General features: G+C 56.6%; 16 protein-coding genes, 1 tRNA gene and 2 rRNA genes (1 of these 19 cut by a window edge). 6 read left to right on the top strand and 13 right to left on the bottom strand.

What is annotated here, in order from left to right; genetic code table 11:
* The 3 genes from ACQY4Z_RS11655 to ACQY4Z_RS11645 form a co-directional block, all read left to right on the top strand.
* Positions 1 to 1,871, top strand: a 23S ribosomal RNA gene (locus ACQY4Z_RS11655); it begins 856 nt to the left of the window's first position.
* 445 nt (positions 1,872 to 2,316) lie between these two features.
* Positions 2,317 to 2,431, top strand: a 5S ribosomal RNA gene (gene rrf / locus ACQY4Z_RS11650).
* 245 nt (positions 2,432 to 2,676) lie between these two features.
* Positions 2,677 to 2,753, top strand: a tRNA-Met gene (locus ACQY4Z_RS11645).
* A 114-nt stretch (positions 2,754 to 2,867) separates the two neighbouring features.
* Here the strand turns inward: ACQY4Z_RS11645 and ACQY4Z_RS11640 are convergent.
* The 13 genes from ACQY4Z_RS11640 to ACQY4Z_RS11580 all read right to left on the bottom strand — a co-directional run bounded on the left by ACQY4Z_RS11640 (position 2,868) and on the right by ACQY4Z_RS11580 (position 16,851).
* Positions 2,868 to 4,703, bottom strand: a complete 1,836-nt coding sequence (locus ACQY4Z_RS11640) for a V-type ATP synthase subunit A (RefSeq protein WP_428529403.1) — start codon at positions 4,701 to 4,703, stop codon at positions 2,868 to 2,870.
* A complete protein-coding gene (locus ACQY4Z_RS11635) occupies positions 4,700 to 5,449 on the bottom strand; it encodes a hypothetical protein (RefSeq protein ID WP_428529401.1) in 750 nt (249 codons plus the stop codon). The genes ACQY4Z_RS11640 and ACQY4Z_RS11635 overlap by 4 nt, the downstream gene beginning before the upstream one ends.
* 4 nt (positions 5,450 to 5,453) lie before the next feature.
* A complete protein-coding gene (locus ACQY4Z_RS11630; RefSeq protein ID WP_209180884.1) occupies positions 5,454 to 6,155 on the bottom strand; it encodes a hypothetical protein in 702 nt (233 codons plus the stop codon).
* Positions 6,156 to 6,164: 9 nt separating this feature from the next.
* Positions 6,165 to 6,614 (bottom strand): ATP synthase subunit C, encoded by a 450-nt coding sequence (locus ACQY4Z_RS11625; RefSeq protein WP_008195907.1) that lies wholly within the window; start codon positions 6,612 to 6,614, stop codon positions 6,165 to 6,167.
* Positions 6,611 to 8,404, bottom strand: a complete 1,794-nt coding sequence (locus tag ACQY4Z_RS11620) for a V-type ATP synthase subunit I (protein WP_428529398.1) — start codon at positions 8,402 to 8,404, stop codon at positions 6,611 to 6,613. Before ACQY4Z_RS11620 ends, ACQY4Z_RS11625 begins: the two co-directional genes overlap by 4 nt.
* On the bottom strand, positions 8,401 to 9,024 hold the full coding sequence (locus ACQY4Z_RS11615) for a V-type ATP synthase subunit D (protein WP_428529396.1): 624 nt from the start codon (positions 9,022 to 9,024) through the stop codon (positions 8,401 to 8,403). The genes ACQY4Z_RS11620 and ACQY4Z_RS11615 overlap by 4 nt, the downstream gene beginning before the upstream one ends.
* On the bottom strand, positions 9,024 to 10,406 hold the full coding sequence (locus ACQY4Z_RS11610) for a V-type ATP synthase subunit B (RefSeq protein ID WP_428529394.1): 1,383 nt from the start codon (positions 10,404 to 10,406) through the stop codon (positions 9,024 to 9,026). The genes ACQY4Z_RS11615 and ACQY4Z_RS11610 overlap by 1 nt, the downstream gene beginning before the upstream one ends.
* Positions 10,407 to 10,624: 218 nt before the next feature.
* Positions 10,625 to 11,128 (bottom strand): MaoC family dehydratase, encoded by a 504-nt coding sequence (locus tag ACQY4Z_RS11605; RefSeq protein ID WP_428529392.1) that lies wholly within the window; start codon positions 11,126 to 11,128, stop codon positions 10,625 to 10,627.
* Positions 11,129 to 11,184: 56 nt separating this feature from the next.
* Positions 11,185 to 12,444, bottom strand: a complete 1,260-nt coding sequence (locus ACQY4Z_RS11600; RefSeq protein ID WP_428529390.1) for an MFS transporter — start codon at positions 12,442 to 12,444, stop codon at positions 11,185 to 11,187.
* Positions 12,445 to 12,472: 28 nt separating this feature from the next.
* Positions 12,473 to 13,882 (bottom strand): TRAP transporter large permease, encoded by a 1,410-nt coding sequence (locus tag ACQY4Z_RS11595; protein ID WP_428529388.1) that lies wholly within the window; start codon positions 13,880 to 13,882, stop codon positions 12,473 to 12,475.
* Positions 13,879 to 14,478, bottom strand: coding sequence for a TRAP transporter small permease (locus tag ACQY4Z_RS11590; protein WP_428529386.1), 600 nt, complete (start codon positions 14,476 to 14,478; stop codon positions 13,879 to 13,881). Before ACQY4Z_RS11590 ends, ACQY4Z_RS11595 begins: the two co-directional genes overlap by 4 nt.
* Before the next feature lie 132 nt (positions 14,479 to 14,610).
* Positions 14,611 to 15,648 (bottom strand): TRAP transporter substrate-binding protein DctP, encoded by a 1,038-nt coding sequence (gene dctP, locus ACQY4Z_RS11585; protein ID WP_428529384.1) that lies wholly within the window; start codon positions 15,646 to 15,648, stop codon positions 14,611 to 14,613.
* A 432-nt stretch (positions 15,649 to 16,080) separates the two neighbouring features.
* On the bottom strand, positions 16,081 to 16,851 hold the full coding sequence (locus tag ACQY4Z_RS11580; RefSeq protein WP_428529382.1) for an IclR family transcriptional regulator: 771 nt from the start codon (positions 16,849 to 16,851) through the stop codon (positions 16,081 to 16,083).
* A 203-nt stretch (positions 16,852 to 17,054) separates the two neighbouring features.
* On the opposite strand from ACQY4Z_RS11580, the gene ACQY4Z_RS11575 reads away from it, so the two are divergent.
* The 3 genes from ACQY4Z_RS11575 to ACQY4Z_RS11565 are packed head-to-tail and all read left to right on the top strand — an operon-like array spanning position 17,055 to position 21,281.
* The gene (locus tag ACQY4Z_RS11575; protein WP_428529380.1) at positions 17,055 to 18,272 is read left to right on the top strand and encodes a CaiB/BaiF CoA transferase family protein; all 1,218 of its coding nucleotides are present in this window, start codon (positions 17,055 to 17,057) and stop codon (positions 18,270 to 18,272) included.
* A gap of 7 nt (positions 18,273 to 18,279) precedes the next feature.
* Positions 18,280 to 19,446: an acyl-CoA dehydrogenase family protein gene (locus ACQY4Z_RS11570; RefSeq protein WP_428529378.1), complete on the top strand. Its 1,167-nt coding sequence runs from the start codon at positions 18,280 to 18,282 to the stop codon at positions 19,444 to 19,446.
* Between the two features lie 44 nt (positions 19,447 to 19,490).
* A complete protein-coding gene (locus tag ACQY4Z_RS11565) occupies positions 19,491 to 21,281 on the top strand; it encodes an acyl-CoA dehydrogenase family protein (protein ID WP_428529376.1) in 1,791 nt (596 codons plus the stop codon).
* Positions 21,282 to 21,326 lie beyond the last annotated feature (45 nt).

The following is a 21,326-nucleotide window of genomic DNA, read 5'->3' as shown; positions in this document are numbered from 1 at the left end:
CGCCTTACTGATCCTAACCAAACTCCGAATACCGAGAAGTACTATCCGGCAGACACACAGTGGGTGCTAACGTCCATTGTGGAGAGGGAAACAACCCTGACCGCCAGTTAAGGTCCCTAAGTTATGGCTAAGTGGGAAAGGATGTAGAGATCCCAAAACAACCAGGATGTTGGCTTAGAAGCAGCCATCATTTAAAGAAAGCGTAACAGCTCACTGGTCTAAATAAGGGTCTCCGCGCCGAAAATGTACCGGGGCTCAAGCCATACACCGAAACTGCGGGTGTGCACTTTAAGTGCATGCGGTAGCGGAGCGTTCTGTAAGTCTGCGAAGGGAGACCCGTGAGGGCTCTTGGAGATATCAGAAGTGCGAATGCTGACATGAGTAACGATAAAGGGAGTGAGAGACTCCCTCGCCGAAAGTCCAAGGGTTCCTGCTCAACGCTAATCGGAGCAGGGTTAGTCGGCCCCTAAGGCGAGGCCGAAAGGCGTAGTCGATGGGAAACAGGTTAATATTCCTGTACTTGGTGGTAGTGACGGATGCCGTGTGTTGTATCTCCTTATTGGATTGGGGGTGCAGCGAAGGTGTTCCAGGAAATAGCTCCACCGTATAAACCGTACCCGAAACCGACACAGGTGGACTGGTAGAGTATACCAAGGCGCTTGAGAGAACTATGCTGAAGGAACTCGGCAAAATGCTCCCGTAAGTTCGCGAGAAGGGAGACCTGTACTTGGGCAACCAGGTATAGGTGGCACAGAAATGGGGGTGGCGACTGTTTATCAAAAACACAGGGCTCTGCGAAGTCGCAAGACGACGTATAGGGTCTGACGCCTGCCCGGTGCTGGAAGGTTAAGAGGAGGTGTGCAAGCACCGAATTGAAGCCCCAGTAAACGGCGGCCGTAACTATAACGGTCCTAAGGTAGCGAAATTCCTTGTCGGGTAAGTTCCGACCTGCACGAATGGCGTAACGACTTCCCCGCTGTCTCCAGCATAGACTCAGTGAAATTGAATTCCCCGTGAAGATGCGGGGTTCCTGCGGTCAGACGGAAAGACCCCGTGCACCTTTACTACAGCTTCACACTGGTATTCGTAATGACATGTGTAGGATAGGTGGTAGACGTTGAAGCCTTTGCGCCAGCAGAGGTGGAGTCATCCTTGAAATACCACCCTTGTCCTTATGGATATCTAACCGCGGCGCAACAACGTCCGGGACCGTGTGTGGCGGGTAGTTTGACTGGGGCGGTCGCCTCCCAAATGGTAACGGAGGCGCGCGAAGGTGGGCTCAGAGCGGTCGGAAATCGCTCGTTGAGTGCAATGGCATAAGCCTGCCTGACTGCGAGACTGACAAGTCGAGCAGAGTCGAAAGACGGCCATAGTGATCCGGTGGTCCCTCGTGGAAGGGCCATCGCTCAACGGATAAAAGGTACGCCGGGGATAACAGGCTGATGATGCCCAAGAGTCCATATCGACGGCATTGTTTGGCACCTCGATGTCGACTCATCACATCCTGGGGCTGGAGCAGGTCCCAAGGGTTTGGCTGTTCGCCAATTAAAGTGGTACGTGAGTTGGGTTCAGAACGTCGCGAGACAGTTCGGTCCCTATCTGCCGTGGGTGTAGGAGAATTGAGAGGATCTGTCCCTAGTACGAGAGGACCGGGATGGACGTACCTCTGGTGGACCTGTTGTGGCGCCAGCCGCATTGCAGGGTAGCTATGTACGGACGGGATAACCGCTGAAAGCATCTAAGCGGGAAACCCACCTCAAAACCAGTTCTCCCTGAAGAGCCGTGGAAGACCACCACGTCGATAGGAAGCGTGTGGAAGTGCAGCAATGCATGAAGCTTAGCTTTACTAATAGCTCGTTCGGCTTGATCCTCTCATTAGTCAATGTTCATCTTTACTTGTGCTACCGGCCTTCGGCCTACTTGAGCACGAGTTTTAAAAGCGCCAAAAGGCGCTTTGAAAAGATAAGTCTTAGTGCACTAACGGCCTTCGGCCTACTTGAGTGCGTTTTGACTTATCAAACGACCAGTTCTCATGGAAAAAGATCACGAACCAATAGGTTCGCAAGCGCAACGCGCGCCAGCCGGACAGGCTGCGCCGTCCGCAGGTCAGGGCGTCAGCCCGCTCAACCGTGAGGACCAAACAAATAAGACCAGTTTAGATTCTCAAGGGAAATGACGTCGAACCGAAAGGTTCGCAAGCACAAGCGTGCGCCGGCCGGTCAGGCCGCGTTCCCGCAGGCCAGCGCAGTCATGCGCGGTGCGGCCGTGAGGGCTAAACAACAAGACCAGTTTTACAATTTATCTGCCCTTCGCCGGCCTGGTGGCTCTAGCGGGGAGCCCCCACCCGATCCCATCCCGAACTCGGCCGTGAAACTCCCCAGCGCTAATGGTACTGCATCTTAAGGTGTGGGAGAGTAGGTCGCTGCCAGGCCTGCAAAGTGCAGATAAATACATCTTCAAAACGATAAAGCGCTCACGGTTGAGCGGGCCAAGAGGCCCTAACCTCCGCGAGGGCCCCCTGACCGGGTGGCGGCCACTTGGCCTTGCCTCAGCTGCGCTTCGGAACTAACGTCCCAAATCGGCGCAAAAACCCGGTCTTCTTGAATTACTGTGCCGTATCCACATGGAAACGGGACGCGCTCAAGCAGCCCGAAGGGCGATAGCGCAAATGAATAACGCGGGATGGAGCAGTCCGGTAGCTCGTCAGGCTCATAACCTGAAGGTCGTAGGTTCAAATCCTACTCCCGCAACCAAATCCCCACAAAACAAACAAAACCTCGCACTCGCGGGGATATGCGCGTCTTGAAAAAGCTGCGCGGCAATTACCGCCACTTAGCGTCAACTAACCTAAAAACCTACGCGCGATATCAATCTGTTAGACGCTGCGGAGCCGCGTGCACGCCCGTCTCAATCCGCGTGAGCAGCTGCTGCCTTTCTTGACTGCCGTCTTCCGCATAGTTCAAGTTTTTAAACAGGGATGTTTGTTCGGTGAAAAACTTGCGAGCTGGATCTTTGTCCTCGAATTCAAATGGTGTCCGGGCAATCTTGTAGACAAGATCAAAGGTTTCCTGCTGGCGGGCCAAGGGCGCGGAGACATCCACGTCGTCAAACGCATCCTGCTGTAGATAGACCATGTCCAGAAAGAGGGCCTTTTGTTGCAGAACAAAATCTTCGGTCGACACGCCCTCCTCACCAGTCACTTGCATCATGCGCGTGATTTCATCTCCCTTGGCGAGGAGATCGATCATTTCTTCAACGCGCGGCACCCAATCCGGCCCGATGTTTTCATGATACCAGTCTCGCAATTGGGTGTGATAGCGGGACCAGGACAACAGGGGATCCACGGCGGGGTAAAACCGCTTGTAGGCGCGCTCTGATGAGAGACCAAGGAAGGTTTTGACAGTCCCAAGCGTTGATTGTGTCACCGGCTCTTCAAAGTTTCCGCCAGCCGGCGAGACCGTGCCGATCATGGTCAGACTGCCCGTATCACCGGTCGCGGTTTTCAGGACACCAGCCCGTTCATATATTCCCTTGATCGCGGAATCGAGATAGGCTGGGAAAGCTTCTTCGCCGGGAATTTCCTCCAATCGACCCGATGTTTCACGCATGGCCTGAGCCCAGCGGGATGTACTGTCCGCGATCAGGAGGACGTCATAGCCCATTTGGCGGTAGTATTCGCCGAGCGTGATGCCGGTGTAGATCGAGGCTTCTCGCGCCGCGACCGGCATGGACGACGTGTTACAGATAATGACTGTGCGATCCATCAAGGTGCCATCACCAGACGGGTCCGGCTGATCGGGAAATTCGGTGATGGTTTCCACCACCTCGCCCGCGCGTTCGCCGCAAGCCACCACGATGACGATATTGACCGCAGAGAATCTCGAAATCAGGGACTGCAATACCGTTTTGCCAGCTCCGAAGGGTCCTGGAATACAGCCCATGCCGCCGCGGGCAATCGGGAAGAACGTGTCGATCAGACGCAAGGTGGTAATCAAAGGCTCGCTTGGATAGAGGCGCTCACTTTGACCCGCTTTTACCAAAGCATCCGGGATTGCGCGGCGTACCGGCCAGTGCTGCACCATGGTCAAATCGCGGGTATTGCCGCGATCATCTTTCAAGGTGACGACAACCTCTTCGATTGTGAAGGTTCCTTCCCGGATCCGCTCAACAGTCCAGGTTCCCTTAAGACCAAACGGCACCATGATCCGGTGATTGAAGCGTCCTTCTGGAACCAAGCCGAGCGTGTCGCCTGCATTGACCGGAGCGCCCGAAGTGACTTTGGGTTCAAACGACCATTTGCGGGTGTGGTCAAGCGCATTGGTCAAGACGCCGCGCGGCAGAAAAAACCCGTGTTCGGCGGCTATGTCTGCCAGGGGATTCTGCAGACCGTCAAAGACCGTGCTCAAGAGGCCAGGTCCCAGAGCAACGGACAACATCTCGCCGCTTTGAATCACCTTGTCCCCAACGCGGACACCGGCCGTATTTTCAAAAACCTGCGCTTCGGCTGATTTGCCGCGAACCCGCAATACTTCGGCTTTCAGGTATTCGCGGGGCTTTCCTTCCCGTTCCGGACCGTGCGGGATGATATAGACAACCTCGTTCTTGATCAGAGGGGCCTCCCCGAGAGGTGCCAATGTCACAAGGTCGTCCTGGACGGCGATGATTTCAGCTGTCGGCTCTGGAAGCTGAACATGACTGGTCATGGGAGAACTCCCTCAAGAGATGGAGAAGTATCGGTAAAAAGTTCGGCAGAAACGGATTGAACCACGGCTGCCGTGTCAGATGGGCTCAAGGCTTCTGTGACGAGGGCTTTCAGACGATCGCGAGCCTGGTCGGCGTTGTAACGTGACCAGCGCTCCACAATGATCCAACGCAACACGTAAATCGCAACAGCTTCAAAATCGAATTCATGGGCAATCGAATATTGGTCCAGTTGGCGGAACACCTCGGTCAGCACCAATCGCTCCATGCCAATGTAATCTTCTGCCCGGATCAATCGATGCGCGTCTGCGACCCAAGGCATGAAATGCCCCAGACCAAAGGCCGGGTCGGCCCAATTGTCCTTGATCATCGAACACCAGCGGCCGTATCCCCAAGCCTCTATCGCGCCAGCAGCATCTTGCCCGTTCCGCCGCCGCCGAAGTGCAGCAATAAGGGTCCGCGTTTCCATGCGACCGGTTACCAGGTTCTGGAGATCCGGGTATTCGGAAAGATCACCAATCACCGCACGTGCCCGTTGGATCACATCGGCATCTTCCTGCATGTGTGCAACGCCGGCCCAGGCCGTCACTTCAACCACTTCTTTCAGCAGGCGGGCATGCCCAGGTTCCAGCATCGCCATGCGCTGGCGCAGCCGGTACTGCGAAATCGGCACCTCCTTGCGGCTGAACAATTTGCCAAGATGCGGCAGGCTGGTGATCAGCGCGATGTACTGGTGAGGATTGGACATGGATTTAACGCAACACCCCTTCCATGACGGCTCTGAGCCTCGGCTGAAGGTGGCGCTTTAGGAGCGTTGCGATCGCCTCTTCGGTCAGATCAATGGAAACGTCCCGCCCAGTCAGCTTGATCTTGATACCGTCAAACCCAGGAGCCGTGGAGAAGGTGACGCCTTCCCGCAAGACATCCCCGGCGAGTGCAATGACGAAATGTGTCAATGTTCCTGGTTCGACCGCTTCCGGAGACTGTTTCAGCTCCTCAAAGGTCACAATCTTTTCCGGAAGCACGATCTCCATTGGCTCAGCATCACTCACGGAGGCGCTCTCTTTGGCATTGGCCGCCATCGCAAGGATCAACTTCTGCAAAAAGGCCTCATCGGCGAGCGTTGTGGCCACCAATCGCTTGGCTTCCTGCTGAATGCGTTCGCCGAGTTCGTTGCGCATATCGAGGACAAGGTCTCGGGCGGCTACTTTCAGGCCATCTTCGGTGGCAGCTTTCTCCTGTGCAGCTTCTGCCCGGGCGGCTGCCTTAAGTGCAGCTGCCTTTTTTTCAGCTTCTGCGACCAGGGCCTCTGCCTTTGCTTTGGCGTCTGCCAATATGGCTTCGGCTTCAGACTGACCAGCTTCAACGCCTTCGGCTTTCAGCCGGTCGATCAGCGCCTGAACACCAGCACCTGCGGCAGTTTCAAGCTCTCCGGCGGTCTTGGTTTCTGACATGCTTGCCTCCTAGCTCGGCATTGTTCCGGCGAGCACCAGTGCAAAGACCAGAGCAAAGACCGAAAAGCCCTCCAGAACTGCTGCTGGTGCGAGCGAAATGCCGAAAATTTCGGGTTTTGCCTTGGACGCGTGAATGGCCGATGCCAGAACCTCGCCCTGCCGAATGCCGGTGAACAGCATGGTGAAGCCGGACAGTACCCCGATGCCGAACATGGCGGCGCCATTTGCTGCATCGACGGTTGTTTGCTGGAGCGAGAACATGATGACGATGCCGTAGATCACCTGAGAGGACGGCATGAGAGAAACACCGATGAACCGGCCGTAACCGCCATCGCTGTCGAGCATTGCGCCGATCGCGGCGCTGCCTCCCAGAGCACAGCCCCAGGCACTGCCGATCGCGCCCAGAGCCACCGGCGCATAAAGCCCGAACCAACCGAGCGCCACAACGAATTCGTTCACAGGCGTGTCTCCTCTTTCTTGAATGGACGAAAGGCCGTGCCTTCGTCTTTCAAACCCCAATTAAAAAATTCAATCACGTTCAGGCGCAGGCCATGGACGCACCCCGCAATCAGTCCAAGGCCGATGTTGATGGAGTGGCCAATTATCAGAACGAGGATTGCAATCAGCAATCCAACGCCAGGGACCGCATCATTCAACTGGCCGGAAAGGGTGTTGATGGTTTCCGCGAGCGATGCGGCCGCCAGGCCCAACGCAAAAAGCCGCATGTAGCTGAGCACATCGGAAAAGATATTCACGACCCGGGCAAGGGAGGCCAACCCGTCGAAAACACGCATCCCGCCGGACGACAGCGAATTGACCTTCCGATCACTTCCAAAGAAACCGACGGTCAATAACCCGGCAACAACGGCGCCGGGGCCAAGTGTGGCAAAGGCCGTGCCTTGTCCCAGGAATGTCGCGAGCCCGCCCAGGGCGACAAGGCACCAGCCAAGCGGCTGAAACCGTCCGCTTGGGGTTGTTTCATTGAGGCTGCGCATAAGGTTGGCCAGGACAATGTGCACCACACCGATGGTCAGCGTGATCTTCATCATCGTATCAACGTCTTTCAAATGCAGGACCTTGAGTTTCGCCAGGAAACTGCCGTCCGGCGGCGCAACACCAAAGTAACTGCCCGTTGCGACACCGAACGCGGCTGTCGAGACCATCAGCCACATGGCCATGCGTAAGAGCCGCCGGCTTTGTTCAGAATTGCTGAAGCGGTTTCGGAAGAGGTACAGCAGTGCCAGGATCAATAGGCCATATCCAGCATCTGTCATGATCATTCCGAAGAAGATGACAAACGATATGTAGACGATGACAGACGGATCCCAGTCTCGATATCCCGGTGTCTGGTAGAATTCAACGAGATCCTCGCCCGCGGCTAACCCCGGCCGGTTTTCAAGCAAGGTCGGTGGCTGGTCTTCTGCGGTTACGTCGTCAAAGACAGCCGCAACACCGATCTCTCCAGAAAGGTCCTCGATTTCTTCAACTTGGTCCTGCCGTGCCCAAGCCTGGAGCACAAAAACCCGTCCGGCATCTCCGGTTTCGAGGCCTGCGCGATGACGTGCGGCTTGATCTCTCGCTGCTGCAAGGTTTGATGCCAGCAAAAACCGCCACTTTGTCAGCGCCTGCCGCTGTAACTGCAGCTCTTCCAGTTCAATCGCAGCTTCTTCGTAGTGTTTTTTGAGTGTTGAGAGAGAGACCGCGCCGACATGAACCCGGGGGACGGGCATGTCGCCAACCTCCGGCTCGTCCGGTGACAACACCACCACATAGGCCCTGTAAGTATCGGCGTGCACGACCTCCAGGACCTTATCCGACGGATCAATTTCTCTGAGCTTTCCTGTGGGGACAACGTAGAACCAGAGGCGATTGCCTTTCAGGTTCTCCAGGTCGGTGAAATTGAACTCGCCCCAGGGTTCGACATCGTGAATACGTTTCTTCAGCCGCGCCAAGCGATCTTCGCAGTCTTTGATCAATTGCCGGTTTTCGACTGATCGGCTGACAGTTTCATTGAGGTCAAAGCTGCTCGGGTCTGTGACCTGCAACCGCTGCACAGGCGCATCCATCAGCCAGCGAAGAGCCTCCACGGCTTCCCGGCCTGTCCCGGCCGGCACCGCTTCAAGTTCCTTTTGCGCATCACTCAGGGGAATGAGATGCAGCGCTCCAAAAGCCTGTGTGGCTTCCAGAACCTTTTCCTTGTCTTCCAGAACGCCGATGAGGCTGACTTTTGTGAGGGGCACAATGCTCATAGCTCAGCCATCCCCTTTACTGCGCTTCGCGCCGCTGTTTTGCGCTTGGAGATTTTAGCGCGGACCACGGCATCGCGTTCGGCGTCGGCCAGAGCCATGCGGATCTTTTTTATGTTCTTCTGGGCTTGCGGGATGAGAACCTTCTCAAAGAGGTTGACCCGCCGCGAGATCACCGCTTCGGCTTCAAGCAGCTTTTCGATCCGCTCCCGTGCAACCTCGCGTTCCAGGTTGAGCTTCAAAAGTTTTTTCAGCCCGTTGACCGCAGGATCCACCCAGTGTGGCCGGGCGAGAAGAGAATAGGGTTTGACGTCGACTTCGATATTTTCAAGCGTTGGCAGCCTGGTGCCGGACAGGTTCTGTTCGCCCCGCTCGACCGATTTCACGGTCACGATCCCTTCGACAGGAACCTGCTCGTTCGCGAGCATCGGCAGTGATTTTGCGATTTCGTCAAAGCGGCGCTCATATTCCGCATCAAGCCTGAGTGCGGTCTCCTTTGCTTTCGCCCTCTCGGCCATGATCTGCAGACGCTTCAGCTCCAAAGACGGAAGGAAGCGTTTGTATTCAGACAGATGTGCGCTCTCCCGGGCAAGGGATGACTTGTTGAGCGCAAGCTTGGCCATCAGGCAGCCTCCCCGTCCGCACCATCTTTAGCCGCGTCCTTTGAAGCAGCTTTCTCGCCAGGGAAATATTTGTCGATCAACCCCTGTTTCATCAAAAGCTGTTCGGGCAAGAAACACTCGGCGAGTGTTTGCCAGCACAGGTCCAGTGCCTCCTCAAGGGGAATGGCCACCTCGATATCCATGAACCGCTTCCGGAAGAGCGCACCAAATTTCAGGAGCCGGTGGTCATAATCGGACAGCTCAAAGGCCATCGACTGCTTCTGTTCTGCGTCCCGGGCCCCCGAATAGAACCGGATCATGGTGTTCATGATCTGGTTGTGATCTTCGCGCGTCACCTTGCCGATAACGTGCTGCTTCAAGCGCGAGAGAGATCCGAACGGATCAAGCATCCCGCTGTGCAGGTAGAACTGCCCCTCCGTGATGTAGCCCGTGTTGTCCGGCACCGGATGTGTGACGTCATTGCCCGGCATGGTCGTCACCGTCAGGATCGTGACGGACCCGGAGCCCTTAAAATCACAGGCCTTTTCATAACGCCGCGCAAGTTGGGAATAGAGGTCGCCCGGATAGCCGCGGTTTGCCGGCACCCGTTCCATCGCGATCGAGACTTCTTTCATGGCATCGGCGAAGGCGGTCATATCGGTCATGAGGACCAGAACGCGCTTGCCTTCCTCAACTGCGAATTTTTCGGCAACGGCGAGAGCCATGTCCGGAACCTGAAGGCGTTCAACAACCGGATCAGACGCCTGATTGATGAACATCACCGTCCGCGGGAAAACACCCGCATCTTCAAACTGTTTCCGGAAAAAGGCGTAGTCGTCAAAAATCAGTCCGAGCCCGCCAAAGACGACGATATCCGCATCCGCCTGAATGCCGATGCGCGCCAGGAACGCGTTATAGGGTTCGCCCGAGACGGAGAAGATTGGGATCTTCTGGCTTTCGACGAGGCAGTTGAAAATGTCGATCATCGGCACGTCCGTACGGATCATGCGCGAGGCGAGCACCCGTTTCATCGGGTTCGCCGATGGGCCTCCGATTGGAACAGTTGGATCGGTCGAAAGGTCCGGTCCTTGATCAATCGGGGTGCCGGCACCATCAAACACACGGCCAAGGATGTTGTCGGAGTACGTAACTTTCGCCGGTTCTCCGAGAAACCGGACAGACGCATTGTTGGCCAAACCCTTGGTGCCGGAGTTGACCTGCAGCGACACCATGTCCTGGTCGATGTTGATCACCTGAGCGAGCGAAGACGTGCCCTCGCCGGTTTCCACAATCGCCAAATCCCCGAGACAGGGCCTGCCTTCGGCCTCACTCTTCGTCGAGGACACCATGATCCGGATGATGTCTCCGACGATGTCAACGATCCGGGTGTGTGAGACAAGCATGCGGATCCTCGCGTCTGATGACCAGTGACAAACCGTGGTTGTTGAAACAAACTTGAACCACTTCAAGGACTTTTCGCAAGGCAAAATTCGACGATGATATGTGTCGAACCCGTCCAGCGATTATCCTGGATCCGGTGAATCTCAACCGGAGATCAGTTAAATTCAGTTTCAATTACGCGGATATGACATTGATCAAGAACACGCCATTTCAAAGCTGATCAGCCGGCCACGGAGGACCGCTTCCGGAGAAGATATCGATGCTCGCCGGTCAGAACGATTACGCCATCCTGGTTGCGGATCGTTGCGGTCATGACCACAACACCGGTTGTGTTTTGTTCAATCAGTTCGGAAATCACCAGTTCTGAATAGAGGGTATCGCCGACATAGACCGGTTTCATGAACTTGCACTCCAGTCCGATGAAACCGATCAACGCATCGGCGACCTCTTCGGGGAACGTACCGGCACCGGCGGCTGATTGGATGAGGACCTGCATGCCATGCGCCAGCATGTCCTTGTGGCCGATTGACTGGCAGTAGACCCGGTCATAGTGGATCGGATCATTGTCTCCGGACGCCAGTTGAAACGCAGCAAACAGGGCATCGGTTTGCGTGCGGGACGGCAGCCCGTAGCGGCGGCCGACCTCCAGGTCTTCAAAAAAGAGCGAAGGTCCCGGCCGATGATCGGCGGGGGTCCAATCGGGTGCGGTCGCTTGATCTGCCATTGAGGATCCTTTCGATTGAGAGTTGAAACATCGGGAAAAAGCCTGTTGCGGGTCTTTCAGGGGACCTCTGAAACCGGATTTGGATCAGGCCAGCGCCCGATGGAGAGCGGCTTGATCAACCAGAAAAGCGTGATGCCGATCAGGGAGGTGGCGATAGACAGGGCGAAGCCGGCACCGTAATTGCCGGTCCAGTCAAAAAGCGCGGCGGAAAGCCAACCGCCGACGGCACCGCCCAAACCGAGCCCGATGGTTGTTGCGCCATAAATTGCGGCGACATTGTTGGGATAGAGCCTTGCAACAAGGGCGGATACGGCCGGACCGCGCGAGCCCATTGCGGCACCAAAAACTGCAACAAACCCAGCTAACACAAGTAGGCTTGGTGTTTCCTGGAGCTGCCACAACAGAGCCACGCCGATCGCCGAGAGAATGTAGCCGACTGTCACGGAATTGCGCTGGCCAAACCGGTCACTTGCCCATCCGAAACAAACAAGGCCGACGACAGACATCGCGCCGACAGCCCCATAGCCAAAGGCGGCCATAACAGGGCTGAACCCTGCTGAAATAAGAAAGGCGATAGCCTGCAGCATCACCGACCACACGGTCACCGAGGCCAAAAACAACGTCGCAAACAATCCCCAAAATGCAGGATGCCGCAAAACACCCGCGCCCAGACTGAAGCTGCGGTTTGCCCGGCGAGGCGGTATATGGTCAGCGCCGCCGCCCATTGTTTGCCATGGCAAGAACCAGATCACGGCGACCATTGCAAGGCTGACCCACCCCAAGACTCCGTAGGCCGTTCGCCAGTCTGTCGCCTCAATCAGTATCTGGGTCAGGGGAACGATGACCACCATTCCCAGAGGGATCCCGGTGTAGGCAAGGGCGTTTGCCAATGTAATCCGGTGGGCAAACCAACGGCTCACCAGGCCGGATGCGACCGTCATGCCAGTTGCTGAAATGCCGATACCGGTCATGATGCCGAGGCCGAGAATGGCCTGCCAGAGATGCTCCATCGTGCTTGCCAGCAAAAAGCCCAAACCAAACAGACAAACCCCGGATGTGTAGACCGGACGGGGCCCAAAACGGTCAAACAACAGGCCGATGACGGGCGCAGAAAACCCTATGGTAGCCATATAGGCGAAGTAGATGGTTCCATAAGTGCTCCGGCTCCAGCCAAGGTCGGCGGTGACCGGCAAAAGGAACACGGCAAACGTCTCGCTGACGCCGCGGGAAAAGAAATTCATTGCGGCACAAAAGACCAGAACCGCGATTGCGGATCTTGTCATTTCATGTGTGGCCGGATCTGGCCGTTTCAACATGCTTGAGGCTCCAATCGGTCCACGCGGCCTAGTTCATCATGCTTGGAAGCCAGGTGATGATCTGAGGAAAGAAGATGAGACCTGCGATTGTCAGGACGTCAGCAACAAAAAACAGGAAAATGCCGCGAAAGACGTCAGAGAGCGGGATATCCGGGCGCACGCCGTTGACGACAAAACAATTGATGCCAATCGGAGGCGTGATAAGGCAGACCTCGGCCATTTTCACCACGATGATCCCGAACCATATGCTGGCCTGCGTCCCACTCATGCCGAAGGCGCTATCGGCTGCGGTGACATCCGGCCCGCCATTCAGAGCCATAACGGCGGGATAAACGACCGGCAAAGTCAAAAGCAGAAGCCCGATGGCATCCATGAACATGCCGAGGATCACGTATCCCAACAAAATGGCGGCAAGGATCAGATAAGGATCGGCAGCAAAGGACAGGATCCAGTTGGCAAACGTTTCCGGGAGGCCGGAAAAACCCAGAAATCGGCCAAAAATCAGGACGCCCCAAATCAATGAGAAGATCATCACCACCAGCTTGGACGTTTCCATCAGGGCGGCCTTAAGGCTTGGCCAGCGCATCCCGTTGATCCAGGCCATCACCAGAACCACGAATGCCCCAAGAGCCCCGGCTTCGGTGGGGGCAGCCCATCCGGTGTAGATCGCGCTGACGATAATCCCGACCACAGCTGCGATCGGCAACACGCCCGGCAAGGATTGAAACCGTTCCCGCCAGCTTACGCCGCGCACGGACGGGCCGGCTTCGGGGCGGAATTTGGCCCAGAGCGCGATTATCGCGGCATAAATCGCTGCGGAAAACAAGCCAGGCAAGAAGCCCGCGAGCAATAGCGCTCCGACCGATTCTTCAACGATGATGGCATAGATGACCAAGATCGCTGATGGCGGGATCAGGGAGGCGAGCGTTCCCCCGGCTGCGACAACGCCGGCGGCGAGCGGACGGTCATAGCCAGCCTTGAGCATTTCCGGGATCGCGACGCGGGCAAACACCGCTGTCGTGGCGGTCGAAGCGCCGGAAACGGCGGCAAAGCCTGCCGTTGCAAAGACGGTTGCAACGGCGAGACCACCCGGCAGCCAGCCAATCCAGGCCCGCGCGGCGGCAAAGAGTTGCGCGGTCATGCCGGCATGGAACGCAAGATACCCAATCAGGATGAAAACCGGGATCAGCCCGAGAACAAAACTGACGGACTTTGAGTGCGGGATGGAGCCGATACTGCCGGCCGCCGCATGCCATCCGATGAGTTCGACAAGGCCGATCAATCCGACCAGCCCGGCTGCGAAGACGACACGGACACCGATCAGAACAAAAACCAGCAAAAGCCCCATGCAGATGACGCCAACGAGCGCAGGATTGCTGTAGCCGATGCCGAAGAAAACGCCGGGGGCACCGCTTGTGAGGGTTTCAAGGAAACTCATTTTCCGCTTCCAGCACTGGAGGTTTCATCCTGGGCCTGATCGGCAGCGGTCTTGATGACCGGCACCGCGACCGGATCCGCCTTGGGCCAGATGAACAAGCGCAAAAAGCCGATAAACTGCAGGGTCAACCGCAGGAACCAGATAGAAAAGGCGAACGGCACCAGAAGTTTCGATGGCCACGTTGGAATCCCGTAGTCGTACGTAACGTCCCCAACCTCAAAGGAGCTGTAAAAAAAACTCCAGCTGTAGCGGATGAGAACAGCAATGAGAATCATGCCGAGCAAGGTGGCGACCGCCTCCAGAAACCAGCGCATGCGCCCGTGTGCAGCGCCCACCAGCATGTCCATACGGATATGCGCGCCATACCGCTGTGCATAAGCCACACCGAGGAACGCAAAAACGGCGATTGCCTGTTCGGATGCTTCCAGAAAACCCGGGATCGGATACCCCGCGAGCCGGCAGAAGATCTGAAACGTCGTTACCAGCATCACGATGAAGATCGTCAAAGCCGCGATGATATTGAGCGTGTCTTCAACCGCACTCAATCCGCGGTTCATCGATAATAAAAAGGCGCCACCGCCATGTGTTCCTGTCATGGGAAATCAGGTTCCGAAGCTGGTCAGATTGCGGGAGGGGGTTGTTCCCGCGTACTTGTGATGAGCCTCAGGACGCAGGAATAGAAAACTGTAAGGAAGGCACCGGTTCGGACCGGTGCCTTTCAATGTGTGTTAGCTGCCGCTGCCGGCATTCAGAACCGTGTCGAGAACGCTTTGGGCGTCAAAGCTTTCCTGATTGTCCGAAACCCATTGGCGCCAGATCGGTTCACCGGCGACACTTTTGAATTCTTCCCGCGTTGCAGGGTCGTAGGTGACTTCGGTCAGTGCTTTCTGGAAGATCGGGAGGTATTTCTCGTCCGCTTTGCCGTAGACCTCGCGGTAGATTTCATCGACTTCAGGTTTCAGAGACGCGAGCAGATCCTTGTATTGATCTGGAAGACTTTCATAAGCTGTTTTGTTCAGTACGATCGGGCAGTCAGCAGTGCCGGGCTGAAGATTTCCTGTGAACCAGCTCGCCACTTCCTGCAGTTTGTAGGCACCGTGTGCGTAGGTGAAGGGAAAGGACACCGCGTCGGCAATACCCCGCTGAAGCGCCGTGTAGACTTCCGTCGCTGGCATGGACTGGCGGACCGCGCCGAGTTTCTCCATGGCAAGGCCGACGCCGCCGCCGGCCCGAACACGCAAGCCGTTCCAGTCTTCCAGTGTTTTTGGCGGTTCGCCAGTTCCCATGAACTCATACTGGGGCAAGTGCGTCGACGCATAGCTTATGGCGTTCCACTTCTCCAGATCGGACACGGTAACCGGATGCTGATAAAGCGCATCGCGCACGGCGATCGATGTGTCGAAATCCTTGATCGGCAGGAACGGCAGGCTCATGACCATCAAGGCAGGTGTTTTTGCCGGATGGTAGAAGTTGCAGACGATCGCAGCTTCAAAGGCATTGACCCTCATGCCGTCGAGGTTCTCTTTCGCCTTGGACAGCTGGTCGCCATAAAAGATTTTGAGCTGGAACTTTCCGCCAGTTTCTTCGGCAAGCCGCGCGGCAAGGTGTTCCGGACCGGCTGTTAAAGCCCGTGATTTGCCCCAAACCGAGAATTTCCAGAAGACTGGCGGGCCATCAACATTTGCAGCCATGACCGGTTGCGACACGAGCCCTGCAAATAAACCGGCAGCAACAGCGCCACAGACCGCGTTTTTAATGCGTTTCATAGTCTTTCCTCCCAATTGAGATCCGCCCCATGCCGCAGCCCGGGCTCAGCGCCCGTTCTCTTCCCTGCTGGCCTTCCCCTAAGACTGATGCCGGTCTAACAAGAGCGGCATTTTAAATTTGTTCCCATTTATGGACTAAATGATCATATATCGAGACACAAGTCTAGCCAACTTTTTCCTTTTCGGCCTGTCCAGATCATCGGAATGGGAAGGTCTTCGAGGCCGCGAGAAACCGTCTTGAACAAAAAAACAAAGAAAAATAACAGGTTATGGTGGGAGGGAGTCGTGGACACACTCGGGAGATACAACTCCCGAAAGCGCTGCCGCCAAGACAAACCGACAATATGGGTGATGGCAGTCGCAGGTGCGCTGCATAGGCGGCAAACGCGAGGTTCTTCGAACGCGATTGCTATCTGAAGTTAGTCGCCTGGATTAATTGCTGGCCGCAATCCGGTCCGAAGCGATCTCGTTGCCGGCAAATCCGAACTCTGCTGTCAGTCTTTGCAAGGTCGCGGCAACATCAGCGCACTTCTCTTCAAGCCGGTACTGCGGGCCGGCAACAACAACTGCAAATCTGCGGTCATCGACCATCACTGGAATGGCAATTGCTGCAAGGTCTGCACTGTATTCTCGAATACTCTGATACCACCCGCGGTCCCTGGATTTTTCAAGTGCTGCTTCCACGTCTTCAGCTGTCATCAGGGCGTTTGCGCCATACCGGTCAAAGGAGACCTTGCTCAAAAGGGCCGCGCGCTCGGCTTCTGAATAGAGAGATAAAAGCGCGCGCCCGGAAGCCCCGGCATGGATCGGGATCCGCATGCCCACATGCGCTGCGTAGCGGATAGGGGACGCGGATTCGATGACATCGAGATAAACGGAAAACCGTCCTGCAGGCGCAGCCAGAATGGCCGTTTCGCCGGTTTCATCAGCAAGTTTCCGCAACAGTTCTGCCAGCCGTTCATTCAGAGGGTCCGCCGACATGATGCTTTCGGCAACACTGGCAAGCCGGGGCGTTGGATAGTAGCCGCCGCGCCGCGCAGGCTCATACATGTAGCCGCGTTCCACCAATGTGTTCAAAATATTGTAGGCGCTCGATCGCGGCCATCCGAAATGCTGCTGAAGTTCCGCCAGACTGGCCGGTTTTTTGGTGCGGGCGAAATACTCGATCAGATCGAGTGCATTCTGGATCTGTTTAACAGCCATGGGGCACGGTCTTTTGTTGCAAGGCGTTGATTCCGCAGCGTGTCGGCGCAACCGGGCAGCCTGTCGAAGTCTTCATTTCTGGTCTCGGTCTTCTATCGCGCTTTCCCACAAAACGCGAGCAATCATCGACGATTGGCTTGACAATGTTTAAATATATGGACTTATTATTCATATATGTAGACATAAGCCAAGGTTTTTTTCGCATGGGCCCTTTGGAAGGCATACGTGTCATAGACATGTCGGCGGTGCTCGCCGGACCGGTTGCGACGCAGACGCTGGGCGACTATGGCGCCGACGTCATCAAGATCGAATCCCCGGCAGGTGACATGTTGCGCCAGGTGGGACCAATGCGGTCGGCGGCCATGGGCCCGCTTTATATGAATGCCAATTACAACAAGCGCTCCGTTTGCCTTGATTTGAAAACGGAAGACGGCCGCGAGGTCTTGCTGGGTCTGATCCGGACCGCTGATATCTTTGTCACCAACAGCCGCCCGAAAGCGATGATGCGCCTGGGCCTGTCTTACGACACGATTCAGGCGCTCAAACCGGACATCATCTACACGGCGCTGCTTGGGTTCGACGAAGGAGGCCGGTATTCGGGCCGGCCTGCCTATGATGATCTGATCCAGGGTGCTGTTGGGCTGCCGTTCCTTCAGGCCAAGGCGAGCGGCGGGGTGCCGCGTTATTTCCCGAACGCGATTGCGGACCGGGCTTTTGGTTTGGCCGCTGCGAACGCGATTCTTGCGGCGCTCGTTCACAAGGGCCGGACAGGCGAAGGCCAGCAGATCGCCATTCCGATGTTTGAGACTGTCGCAAATTTCGTTCTCGGGGATCATCTGGGCGGCCTATCTTTTGAACCACCACTAGATGCGGGCGGATACCACCGGCTCACATCGAAAGCCCGCAGGCCGTTGCGCACGAAAGACGGCTATATTTGCCTTCTTCTTTACTCCGATGCGCAGTGGGGCCGGTTTCTGGAGGTCACCGGAAAGCCAGCCGTTCTGTCGGCTGACAATAGGTTCTCCTCTTTCACCGGGCGGCAAGAGCACTTTGACGATCTCTGTAAAGCTGTCAGTGAAGTCACCAAGACGAAATCCAGCAGCGAATGGCTCGCTCTGCTTGAGACCGCGGACATCCCGGTTATGCCGATGCACTCTATTGAGAGCCTGCTGGACGACCCGCATCTCAACGATGTCGGCTTTTTCGAGACGTACGATCACCCAAGCGAAGGCCGTATGCGGCGCACGAAAGTGCCGACCAGATGGTCCCGGACACCGTCAAGCAAACGCCGGCCACCGCCAAACCTTGGCGAGCATACCGTTGAAGTTCTGAAGGAAACCGGGCTCAGCGAAGACACGATCTACGAATTGCTGCAGTCGGGGATTGTTTCCGCTCCGGCGTCTGAACCGGTTCCAGCTTGAGGCGACAATGGATATCCAGCTTTCCCCCGACAGAACGGCCATTCAGGATGCTGTTGCAAGCCTTTGCAGCCAATTCGATGACGCCTACTGGCTCGAAAAAGACAAGACTGGCGGCTTTCCAACCGAGTTTTTTCAAGCCCTGGCCCAGGCTGGCTGGCTCGGCATTTGTATCCCTGAAGCCTATGGCGGCGCAGGCCTTGGGATTACTGAAGCTGCCATCATGATGCGCACGATTGCCGAATCCGGGGCCGGGCTCTCCGGCGCTTCTGCCGTGCATATGAACATCTTCGGTCTTTCGCCAGTGCTTGTTTTCGGTACCGACGAGCAGAAGAGGCGCATGTTGCCGCCGGTCGTCGCCGGTCAGGAACGTACGTGCTTCGCCGTAACCGAGCCCAACACCGGTTTGAACACGACCCATCTGAACACGGCCGCCCGGCGTCAGGGAGACCGTTACCTCGTCAATGGTCAAAAGGTTTGGATCTCCACGGCGCAGGTTGCGGAGAAAATCCTTCTTCTGGCCCGCACAACACCGCTGGAAGAGGTCGAAAAACCGACACAAGGGCTCAGCCTGTTCTACACCGATTTCAACCGTGACCAGATTTCGGTCCGGGAGATCGACAAGATGGGCCGGAAGACGGTTGATTGTAATGAACTTTTCTTTGAGGATTTCGAGATTCCGGCAGAGAATCTCATTGGAGAGGAAGGCGAAGGGTTCCGGGCGATCCTGCACGGCATGAACCCGGAACGGATCCTGATCGGATCGGAAGCCATTGGTCTGGGCCATGCGGCGCTGCGCAAAGCCTGCGCCTATGCCAAGGAGCGTGTCGTCTTTGACCGGCAGATCGGTCAGAACCAGGGCATCCAGCACCCGCTCGCGCGCAACTGGATGATGCTGGAATCCGCCTGGCTGATGGCGCTGGAAGCTGCCCGCCAGTATGACGCCGGTCTGCCCTGCGGCCCGGCGGCCAATGCCACGAAGTATCTGGGTTCGGAAGCCGGGTTTGAGGCCTGCCAGCAGGCGGTCATGACCCATGGCGGGTTCGGGTATGCCCGGGAATATCATGTCGAGCGCTATATGCGCGAGGCCATGATCCCCCGGCTGGCGCCGGTTAGCCAACAACTCATCCTTTGCCATATCGCCGAACGGGTTCTGGAGCTGCCGAAGTCCTATTGAGTTCAGATTTTTTGCCGCGCCCTTTTATTTTGGAGACTGCGTTCATGAATATTCACACAGGCCAGCACACCCCCTTGCCTCAAGGCGAGCTCGCCGAACTGGTTGCGCCGGATTGCCATGGACAGAACTTCTTTGAGATCGACCGCAGCCTTCAGGATCTGCTGACGTTGTACCTGCCTGAAGACCTGCGCGTTCATCTCTGGCCGAAACTGCAAGAATTCGGGGCTTTGGTCGGCGGTGAAATTGATACGCTTTCCAGAACGGCCGACCGGCACGTGCCGGTTCTCCATCACCGTGACCCGCGTGGCCGGTTCGAGGACTGGATCGAGTTTCATCCGGCCTACAAACGCATGGAGCAGATCACGTTCTGTGACTTCGCAATGGCTGGAATGACTGGAAAACCGGGGGTGTTCGGTTGGCCCGAACCGATGCCGCATACGGTCAAGTTTCTCTTCCAGTATTTGCTCGGGCAATCCGAGTTCGGTCAGCTGTGTCCGATTTCGATGACTGAAACCACCGCTGCGATGATCAAGAAATTTGGCGACAAGGCTCTTATAGAACGGTTTTATGACCGGTTGATCAGCCAGGATCCGGCGACCCGTATGGCTGGCGGACAATTCATGACCGAACGCCATGGCGGGTCAGATGTGTCGCAACTCGCCGTCGAGGCGCGGAATGAGAACGGCACATGGCGGCTCTATGGTGAAAAGTGGTTCTGTTCCGCCGCTGATGCCGATGTCGTCCTGGTGCTTGGCCGCCCGCAAGGCGCCCCGGCAGGAAACAAGGGCCTTGCGGTTTTTGCTTTGCCGCGCCGTCTGGAAGATGGCAGCCGGAACGCTTACCGGATTGTCCGTCTGAAAGACAAACTCGGCACGCTCTCCATGGCGTCTGGGGAGGTGGTTTTTGAGGGCGCGGTTGCCTATCCGCTTGGGGATGTCGGGGCAAAGGAAAACCCCGGCCTCAAGATGATGATGAACCAGGTGTCCTTGTCCCGCCTGTCTCACGGTGCCCGTGCTGCTTCAATGATGCGCCGGTGTCTCAATGAGGCCATGACGGTTGCAAAAACCCGCAGTGCTTTCCAAGAAAAGATCATCGGCAAGCCCTTGCTGCGCCGGCAGCTGATGAAACTGATGGTGCCGACCGAACAGGCGTTGTCGATGACGCTCCATCTCGGCACTGTTTTGACCGCAGCCGGTGACGGCGACACCCATGCCGAGCGCGTCGCCCGGATCCTCACCCCGGCCCACAAATACCGCACTGCGCGCGACAACATCCGCGTGGCGACGGGGGCGATGGAGGTCCGTGGCGGCAATGGGTACATCGAGGACTTCGTCAATGCCCGTCTCGTTCGGGATGCCCATGTTGGCCTTCTGTGGGAAGGAACGTCCAACATTAATGCGCTGGACATCACAACGCGGGCCGTTGGGCGAACAGAGACTCACAGGGACCTGAAATCCGCACTGCTGGCGCAGATCGACGGCTGTCCAAGGCTTCCTAACTCCTTTGCCGGCATCTTGAAATCATCGCTGATCAAGTCGTTGGATCTCGCCGAAGAAATCGCCCGGTCCGGTGAGGAGAGACTTGCCCGCCAGGCCGCCAGTGCCGTTTACCATTCTGCGACCGCCGTTCTTTTGGCCTGCGAAGGTGCACGCCTTGGCGCAGATGGTGGCGATGCGCGCAGGCTGTTGTTGGCGCGAATGGTGATCGACCACCGTTTGTCGCCACAAGATCCGCTGTCCAGCGACGGCAGCGCCTTCGAGAAAGCTGCAACAGATCTTCTTTTGAGCGACGCCCCGGTTTCGATCGGGGCAGCTGAACAGACCTTATCTCTTTGAATTTCAATTCAACAGGCCGGCCGGAGATTGCCGGGGCCAAGACCC

It is taken from the genome of Roseibium sp. (genome assembly GCF_965276855.1).
Taxonomy (GTDB): Bacteria; Pseudomonadota; Alphaproteobacteria; order Rhizobiales; family Stappiaceae; genus Roseibium.
Note: the sequence above shows the minus strand (reverse complement) of the source record. Positions and strands in the feature narration are given on the sequence as shown.

Excerpts from the sequence above, each read along its gene's own strand:
- ACQY4Z_RS11640 (WP_428529403.1), bottom strand. The coding sequence starts at position 4,703 with ATGACCAGTCATGTTCAGCTTCCAGAGCCGACAGCTGAAATCATCGCC.
- ACQY4Z_RS11635 (WP_428529401.1), bottom strand. The coding sequence starts at position 5,449 with ATGTCCAATCCTCACCAGTACATCGCGCTGATCACCAGCCTGCCGCAT.
- ACQY4Z_RS11630 (WP_209180884.1), bottom strand. The coding sequence starts at position 6,155 with ATGTCAGAAACCAAGACCGCCGGAGAGCTTGAAACTGCCGCAGGTGCT.
- ACQY4Z_RS11620 (WP_428529398.1), bottom strand. The coding sequence starts at position 8,404 with ATGAGCATTGTGCCCCTCACAAAAGTCAGCCTCATCGGCGTTCTGGAA.
- ACQY4Z_RS11615 (WP_428529396.1), bottom strand. The coding sequence starts at position 9,024 with ATGGCCAAGCTTGCGCTCAACAAGTCATCCCTTGCCCGGGAGAGCGCA.
- ACQY4Z_RS11610 (WP_428529394.1), bottom strand. The coding sequence starts at position 10,406 with ATGCTTGTCTCACACACCCGGATCGTTGACATCGTCGGAGACATCATC.
- ACQY4Z_RS11605 (WP_428529392.1), bottom strand. The coding sequence starts at position 11,128 with ATGGCAGATCAAGCGACCGCACCCGATTGGACCCCCGCCGATCATCGG.
- ACQY4Z_RS11600 (WP_428529390.1), bottom strand. The coding sequence starts at position 12,444 with ATGTTGAAACGGCCAGATCCGGCCACACATGAAATGACAAGATCCGCA.
- ACQY4Z_RS11595 (WP_428529388.1), bottom strand. The coding sequence starts at position 13,882 with ATGAGTTTCCTTGAAACCCTCACAAGCGGTGCCCCCGGCGTTTTCTTC.
- ACQY4Z_RS11590 (WP_428529386.1), bottom strand. The coding sequence starts at position 14,478 with ATGACAGGAACACATGGCGGTGGCGCCTTTTTATTATCGATGAACCGC.
- dctP (WP_428529384.1), bottom strand. The coding sequence starts at position 15,648 with ATGAAACGCATTAAAAACGCGGTCTGTGGCGCTGTTGCTGCCGGTTTA.
- ACQY4Z_RS11580 (WP_428529382.1), bottom strand. The coding sequence starts at position 16,851 with ATGGCTGTTAAACAGATCCAGAATGCACTCGATCTGATCGAGTATTTC.
- ACQY4Z_RS11575 (WP_428529380.1), top strand. The coding sequence starts at position 17,055 with ATGGGCCCTTTGGAAGGCATACGTGTCATAGACATGTCGGCGGTGCTC.
- ACQY4Z_RS11570 (WP_428529378.1), top strand. The coding sequence starts at position 18,280 with ATGGATATCCAGCTTTCCCCCGACAGAACGGCCATTCAGGATGCTGTT.
- ACQY4Z_RS11565 (WP_428529376.1), top strand. The coding sequence starts at position 19,491 with ATGAATATTCACACAGGCCAGCACACCCCCTTGCCTCAAGGCGAGCTC.